Origin of the sequence: Flavobacterium sp. DSR3-2, from assembly GCF_049896525.1 — a bacterium.
Lineage (GTDB): Bacteria > Bacteroidota > Bacteroidia > Flavobacteriales > Flavobacteriaceae > Flavobacterium.
In genome coordinates, this window is sequence record NZ_JAFCUM010000021.1 from 24,029 (window position 1) to 32,498 (window position 8,470).

Genomic DNA, 8,470 nt, shown 5'->3' on the forward strand with positions numbered 1-8,470 from the left:
TCATAATTTTTAAATTTTAAATTTTATTTTATTAAAAGCCAATCTGCAATCCAGTCACAAAACTTACTGCTTCAGGATATTCTCCTGGGCTTTTTTCTGGGCTATACGATTGAAAATCGGTAAGAGTTAATAAATTACTTCCTGTCAAATAAAGCCTAACATTACTTAATCCCAAAGAGGAGATCCAATTACTAGGCATAGTGAAACCTAAAGAAATGTTTTGTAATCTAACATAAGAAGCATCTTGTAATCCCTTAAAATAAATATTGTCAGGATCATTCCCATCACGAGGTCTTGGAAAATCTCCCCCAGGATTTTCTGGAGTCCAATAGTTTTGTTTAATACCGTTTTTAATTGCTCGTAAAGAACCACCAGTTAAATACCCATATAAAAAGGAGTTGTCTTTAGTCACTCCCTGAACAGTAGTGACATCAGCAGAGAAGTCGAATCCTTTGTACTCCATGCTCAAAGATAAAGTCCCAAACCAGTCTGGCATTTTAGAGGTTATAATTCTATCTGCATTTGGATTTATGATACCATCAGTAGGATCTGCATCGTATAATTTTATATCTCCAGGCAAAGCAAGTGGTTGAGCAGAGCCTGCAATATTTTCACCTTCTTGAAAGATTCCAATAGCTTTATACTGATAATAAACATCAATAGGTTTTCCTATAAACCAATTGTTACCTACTGCATCGTCCTCAATCCCGTCGCCATTTTCATCTTTACCATAAATACTAATAATTTTGTTAGTGTTTTTAGTGAATGTTAATCCTATATTAAATTTAAAATCTTTATTCCTGATAATTGCAGTGTTCAAAGTAGCTTCAATACCCTGATTTTCTACCTCTCCAAGGTTTGATAACTTTGAGCTATAACCTGTATTTGCATTTAGAGATTCATAGATCAACAAATCTGTTGTTCGAGTATTATAAAATTCAACAGTTGCTTGAACTCTGTTTTTGAACAATCCTAAATCTATCGCAGCATTCAATTGTGTAGATGTTTCCCATTTCAATCCTGGATTTGACAAAGCGGAACCAGGCACATATCCTGAAACCTTAATTCCATTAATAATATAATCTCTTTGAGATGCAGAAGCTAAACTTTGATAGGCATTTTGGGGTTGATTCCCTACTTTACCATAACTAACTCTCAATTTCAAATTGTTAATTTCTGGAAGATTATCTAAAAAACTTTCCTTATGAACATTCCATCCGGCGTTAACTGCTGGAAAGAAACCCCATTTATTTTCTGTTCCAAATACGGATGAAGCATCTGCTCTGGCAGAAACTGTAAAATAATATTTATTATCAAAATCATATTCTACTCTTCCGGCAAAAGAAACCAAAGCTTTTCTATTTCCACCTATATAAGGAGTATTTAATGTTGCTGCTTCAAGTCCATAAATTCCAAGAATATCATTAGGCAGTCTAGTTGCATTATTGGTAAAATCATTGTATTTAGACTCCGTCACACTATGAATTCCTGTTACACCAAAATGATTTTTTTCAAGAATATTAAAGTTATAAGAAAGAATGTTTTCTAATTGATACTCTACATTATCTTGAAAATTAATACTTCCACCACCTTGACCAGCGTTAGCAATACCACTTAAAGACTTGGCTGTGTTGTAGGAAACCGTCTTACCATTCCAAGATCTTCTACTACTATTTAATCTGTAGTTGAAATTTTTAAAAGGAGAAATATCCATAAAAATATTTATAATGTCATTCCTGCTATTGTTATTTGTACTGGTTTCATAAATATCTATTAACGGATTCTTATTTTCTTCAAGTCCACCAGGTAACCAACGGTAAGATCCATCTTCATTATAAATTTGACCCAGTGGAGAAGTAGTGATAGAATTAAGCAAAATTCCACTATTGTTAGGATCATTCGATTCTGAAAATTGGAAAGAAGTATTCAAACCAATCTTTAACCATTTGTTAACCCTCTGATCTACATTTGCTCTCGCAGTCACTTTTTGATAATCCGAGTTGGGAATCACACCCTTAATATCGATATAATTAAAACTCGTAAATACATTCGTATTTTCACTTCCTGAAGAAACACTCAAGTTATGATTTTGAGTAGTACCTGTATTCAATATTTCTTTTTCCCAATTTATATATTCTCCAGATTGAACACTAGCCAATTCTAAAGCAGTAAAAATCTGCTCGTCCGGTCTATAAACACCTCCATTACTAGTTCTAAAGGCTTCTCTTTTTAATTGAGCATATTCAGCACCACTATAAATATCAAAATTTCTATTTAAAGTTTGGATACCTGAAAATCCACTATATGATACTCTAGGTTTTCCAGTTTTCCCTCTTTTGGTTGTAATTAAAATTACTCCATTAGATGCTCTTGCACCATATATAGCTTGTGATGCTGCATCTTTTAAAATTTCCATGGAAGCAATGTCATTAGCATTAATATCATTAATACTTCCGATTACAACTCCATCAGCAATTACAATAGGCTCATTACTTCCGTTAATAGATTTTTTACCCCTGATTTGTATACTTGAGGAACTTCCAGGTCCACCATCATTTAAAGTAACCTGAACTCCTGCTACTTTACCTCTAAGCATTTCTCCAATATCTGATGTAGCAACTTTAACCAAATCCTCCGCTTTTACGGAAGCTACCGAACTAATCACGTCACTCTTTTTTTGAGTACCGTAACCCACAACCACAATTTCATCTAATGCTTCGGAGTCCGACTCAAGTACCACCCTTATATTGGTTTGATTGCCAACCAAAATAGAAGTATCTTTAATTCCAATATAGGAAAAAATTAAAGTATTTGTTGGTGAGGCACTAATACTGAAATTACCATCAAAATCAGTTTGAACTCCTGTAATAGTCCCTTGAATTATAACGTTCACTCCAGGTACAGGCAAGCCTAAATTATCAACTACAGTTCCGCTAATTACTTTTTGTTGTGCATTTACAGTGTTAAAGAAGAGACATAGGAACAAAATTAAGATCAATCTTAAATAATTACCTCTCAGAAAACACACATTCACATTAAAGCTGTTTTTCATTGTTAAAAATTTACATTAATATTTAGGTTAGTTAAATAAATCTGTTTTGTGATTTACTTCACAAATGTGAGTGATTGGGGAGGATGCGAAGGGGGATAAACATGCGTTTTTAGGGGTCTTAATGTATTAATAGATAGATTACATTAATTTTTATGCTTTTTTTTAATAAAATTCACAATATAAAATAAAATAAACTGTAAATATTAAAAAAAATAAAATTCAAATATTCTTTACATAACTTAAAAAAAATTAACAATTTTAGAATAAATTAAAACATTGCGTTAAGAACAATGTCATTTATATCAGTAATTTCGTAATAAATACTATCCAAAACAATTCTTAAGTCAAAAGAAAAACAATCATAAAGTTTCAAAAATCAAATTATGAATTACTGTTAAGAGAATTAAAGAAGGAGTAAAATTTACTAGAATAGCAGCTAATAAGAATAAAGTAGTGAACTATTACAAGAACTATTAAGAAGAAAATCGTCCTATTTATTCATTAGAAGTTTGTGAACTTTTAAAAACAGTTGGAGATAATTTATAATATTTTTTAAATTCTTTACTAAAATGTTTTCTATCATTAAATCCAACCATAAAGGTCACCTCTGAAACAGGAAAGTTCGTATTTTTTAATAATTGAGCTGCTTTATTTAATCTCATATTTTTTATAAATCCCGCAACTGAATGGTCTGTAAGTGTTTGTACTTTCTTATAGAGTACTGTCCTACTCATGCCTATTTCAGCAACAAGTTCATTAACGTCAAAATTTGGATTGTCTATATTCTGTTCAATAATGGTGGTCAATTTTTTAATAAATATTTCCTCAGGAGTTATTATACTCTCAAAATCAGAATGATTACTAAGTTGAACACTATATTTCTGACGTAATATTTCTTTAGCAGATAATAAATTAATAATATTCAATTTTAAAACTTCTATACTAAAAGGTTTTGAAATATAAGAATCCGCTCCTGTAGAAAGCCCCTCAATTCTGTTTAAAGTAGATGATTTTGCAGTTAAAAGTATAACCGGGATATGATTGGTATTCTGACTTGTTTTCAAGATTTTACACAATTCAAAACCATCCATTTCAGGCATCATAACATCACTAATTATCAAATCCGGAATTTCTTTTTCCATATAAGTAAGTGCATTAAAACCATTAGAAAACTTTAAAACTCTATAATCTTCTCGCAAAATATCATAAACAAAAGACAAAACATCTTCGTTATCATCAATAATAATTAGTGTTTTTTTATTGTAATTTATTTCCTCAACACTTTCTAGTTCTTGAGAAATAATTTCTGTTTTGATATCCGATATAGGGCTTAAACTATCAGTTGAAATAACTTCAGTTGAAACAATTTGTGATTTTTTAAAATGAACTTTCCCTTTTTTTAACGTAATGATAAAAATTGTTGGAAAAGCAGTATCTAATTCAGTTTGCACATGAATGGTACCTTGATGTAATTCTACGATACTTTTACTTAAGGCCAGGCCCACACCACTGCCCATATTTGTATTGCCACGATCATCTAATTGAAAAAAGTTTTTAAATATCTTCTTTTTTCTGTTTTCAGGTATTCCACTACCATTATCCTTAACTTTGATTTCTATAGTATCTGCATCAGTTCCTTTTTGTTCAACAGCCAAGGTTATTCGACCATTTTTACTGGTAAATTTAAATGCATTGGAAAGTAAATTATAAATAACCTTTTCCATCTGATTTTTATCAAAATAAATTAGACTTAAATTAATATTAAGAACAAACTTATAGTCAATATTATTCTCTACAGCAATTCCGCGAAACGATTCGTATATGTCGAAACAAAATGCTACAATATCCTGTTGTTCACAGTAAATTTTCATACTCCCTTTCTCGGCCTTTCGAAAATCCATTAATTCATTGACCAATTTTAACAATCGATCCGAACTGTTTTTTATAATATTAAGTTTATTTTCGAGATTACTACCCTTTTCCGAGGAACCCAACAACTCTTCAACGGGTCCACTGATCAGTGTTAGAGGAGTTCTGATTTCATGCGAAACATTAGTAAAAAATTCCAATTTCATTTTGTACAGTTCTTCTTGTCTTTCTTTTTCAAGAGATTCTAAGTACAAGGCTTGTTTTAAAATTTCTCTATTTTTAAAAAACCGAAAAATAAAAACAGAAACAATTGACAATAAAGAAAAATAAAAAATATAAGCCCACCAAGTATTCCACCATGGCGGAAGAATAATTATTTTTAACGTTTTAACAAAAGGATTCCAAAACCCTTTTTCATTTGTTGTTCTTATTTTTAAAAAATAAGACCCTGAATTTAAATTAGTTAAATTAATATTGTGTTGTGAACCTAAGTCATGCCAATCATCTTTACTAAAAGAAGTTTCTAATTTATAGGCATACTCATTATTCTCTGGATTCACAAAATTCATAGCACTAAATTCAATTCCAATATAACCTTGCCCGTAATTTAAAGTGATTTCAGAGGTTTCATTTATACTATTCTTTAATGTAATTTTTTTATTCCCCGGCCTTATTTCTTCATTATTAACGATAAGTTTTGTCAACATTATTTTACTTTTATTTTGGGTACGAATTATATTTTGAGGACTAAAAATCGTCAATCCCTTTGAAGACCCAAACACAAGTTCATTCGAATTTAATCTTAAACTAGAATTATTTGAAAACTGTTTTGCTTTCAATCCATCTTTTGAAGAGTAGGATATAATTTCTAGATCAGAGGTTTTAAAAGGGAGTTTAAAATTCTTAAATATTATTTTAAACAACAGATTATTAGCACTAATCCAAAGATTACCTTGCGAGTCTTCTACAATACTTTTTATGGTTTCATTAGTAAAACCCAAAGAAGCATCTATCACATAAAATTTTTCTGTTTTAGGATCAAAATAGTTAAGTCCGTCATAATCAGTACCGATCCAGAGTCTTTTTTTAGAATCAAAAAAAAGAACTGTCAAACTATTACTGGACAATGAATTTGAACCTCCTCTTTTATATTTTTTTGTAACCTTATTAGTTTGTTTATCAAACAAGTTTAACCCGTCTTGCGTGGCGATCCACAAAGCATTCTTGTCATTTTTTATATCAGTAATAAAATTGTCACTAATAGAATTTGAAAAGCCATCAGCCAAAAAATTATCAACCTTATCAGAAGAACTTAGTTTTTTAAGTCCGCTTCCATCAGTACCAATCCAAATTATATCTTCATCCATTATTAAAGAAGTGATTGGTCTTTCTCCTTTTTTAGAACCCTTTTGATTTAGTGACACATTACTAAATGTCTTCTTTTTTTTATTGAACTTATATAATCCGTTAAAAGTACCACATAACAAATTTTCATCATCTTGATTAATCAGTGAAGTTATCGTATTTATTGATTTTTCAGAATCAAAAGAATCTACTAAATAAGAATAACTTTTATTATTTTTGAAATCAAGATAATTTAACCCACCTCCAAAAGTACCCACCCATAAAGACTCGTTAGTTTCTTTAACAACAGAGCTAACCAATGCGTTACTTAATCCAAAGTTAGGTCGAATGGTTTCTCCTATATTAATAAAATTAGCATTGGCTTTATGAAAAAAATTCAGACCTCCACCTAATGTCCCCAACCAAATACTATTATGACGGTCTTTTAACAAACATTTTACATCATTATCAGAAATACTAAAACTACTTAATGGGTGATGCTTATGACTAATAAATTTATTTTGATCTTTTTTAAATATAGATAATCCATTTTTTGTAGCAAACCAAATTGTTTTATCATCAATTAATAGTAGATCACTAACCCAATTAGAAGCAATACTATTCTTGTTTTTAAAATCATGTAAATAATTTATTATTGTATTTTTACTTTTAGAATATAAAAAAACACCGTTAGTCTCTGTAGTAAACCAGAAATCCCCGTTATTGTCCTTAACGATTTTAAGAATCTTTGCTTTAAGAAAAGAAGGTTTACTATTCCAAATTTCCGGTAACTTTTTACTTGCTCCAGTTTTTGGATCAAAACACTGCAATCCCGCAGAGCTGCCTACTAAAACTCCATAAGTACTATCATAAAATAAGGAAAGAACTCGGCTTTTTTTAAAGACAGAGTTCGCATCATTAGAAATATCTTCTAATTTGTTTTTTTTGCTATTAAGCCGCTTAACCCCTCCAAAAGTTCCTACCCAAACAATATGGTTTGAATCTTGAATAATTGAAGATATATAATTTTTACCTCCTTTAATTGGAGAGAGATCAATATTAGTGAAATTATTTGTCTTTTTATTAAACAGATTTAAACCGTGATTGGTTCCAATCCACAATTTATTATCTTTATCCTCCAAAATAACATTGATATGATTATTACTAATATTGTTTTCGTTTTCATTGTTGCGCACATATCTTATAAAATTATATCCATCATATCGAACTAAACCATTCGCTGTTCCAATCCAGACAAATCCTTTTTCAGTTTGGTAAATATTTGAAATCATACTTTGTGAAAAACTCTCATCATAATTGATATGCTCAAAAAACAAATCAACACCTTGTGCAATCGAATAATTAGGTCCGAAAAAATAAAAAATGATGAAAAGTAGATATGTAGTGATATTTTTCATAGCTTAACTATATTTATTCTTAGCTTAAATATTAATTTCGCCGCAATATAAAGTAAAATAAAAAAAGGAAGTCTCTTAATATCCTTATTAGGGGTGTCATAAGTGTTTAAATCCAAATTTTTAGATTGTCAACTTATCGTAGAAATATAATTTTGAACAAAATATTTAAAAAATTTTTTACATTTTCTCAACTTTTTAGTAATGTTTTTTTGACATCAATCTATGCCAGAAAGATTTAGTAGTAGTGGAAAATAAGATAGTATGCCGTTAAAATTTGTAAATTCTCTCGACACAACAGGATTCAAATCTGTAAAAATGACTTTTAAAACTGATCTTTTAAAGTATTTTGTGCTTTGTAGAACAATTAATTTATAGATATAAACTGTATGTAACATGCTAATTTTTAGTATTTTTACATTAGTTTCGCAAAATAATTTCGGGATTTTAAACAGTGGAATTATGCTGTACCCATTTTTCAGACAGAAATCTCAACGATTTAAGATAGGTTTTTAGTTTGATATTCTATTATCTTGGTTAAAGTCGGAGATAACTTTTGGCTATTTTAAAAAGCCAAAAAAGTTATTCTGATTTTATGCCACTTCTTTTTTGTAATAATTATTATAAGGAGTTCCATAATTTAGTGACTGATGAATTCGCCGTGTATTATAGTATGCTGTACCCATTTTTCAGACAGAAATCTCAACGATTTAAGATAGGTTTTTAGTTTGATATTCTATTATCTTGGTTAAAGTCGGAGATAACTTTTGGCTATTTTAAAAGCCAAAAA

The 8,470-nt window shown here is 29.7% G+C and carries 2 protein-coding genes; both read right to left on the bottom strand.

What is annotated here, in order from left to right:
• Positions 1-31: 31 nt before the first annotated feature.
• Positions 32-3,052, bottom strand: a complete 3,021-nt coding sequence (locus ACP7AV_RS16750; RefSeq protein ID WP_426092940.1) for a SusC/RagA family TonB-linked outer membrane protein — start codon at positions 3,050-3,052, stop codon at positions 32-34.
• Positions 3,053-3,546: 494 nt separating this feature from the next.
• Positions 3,547-7,683 carry a hybrid sensor histidine kinase/response regulator transcription factor gene (locus ACP7AV_RS16755; protein WP_426092941.1) on the bottom strand — a complete coding sequence of 1,379 codons (4,137 nt, stop codon included), beginning with the start codon at positions 7,681-7,683 and terminating at the stop codon, positions 3,547-3,549.
• Between the last annotated feature and the right edge of the window lie 787 nt (positions 7,684-8,470).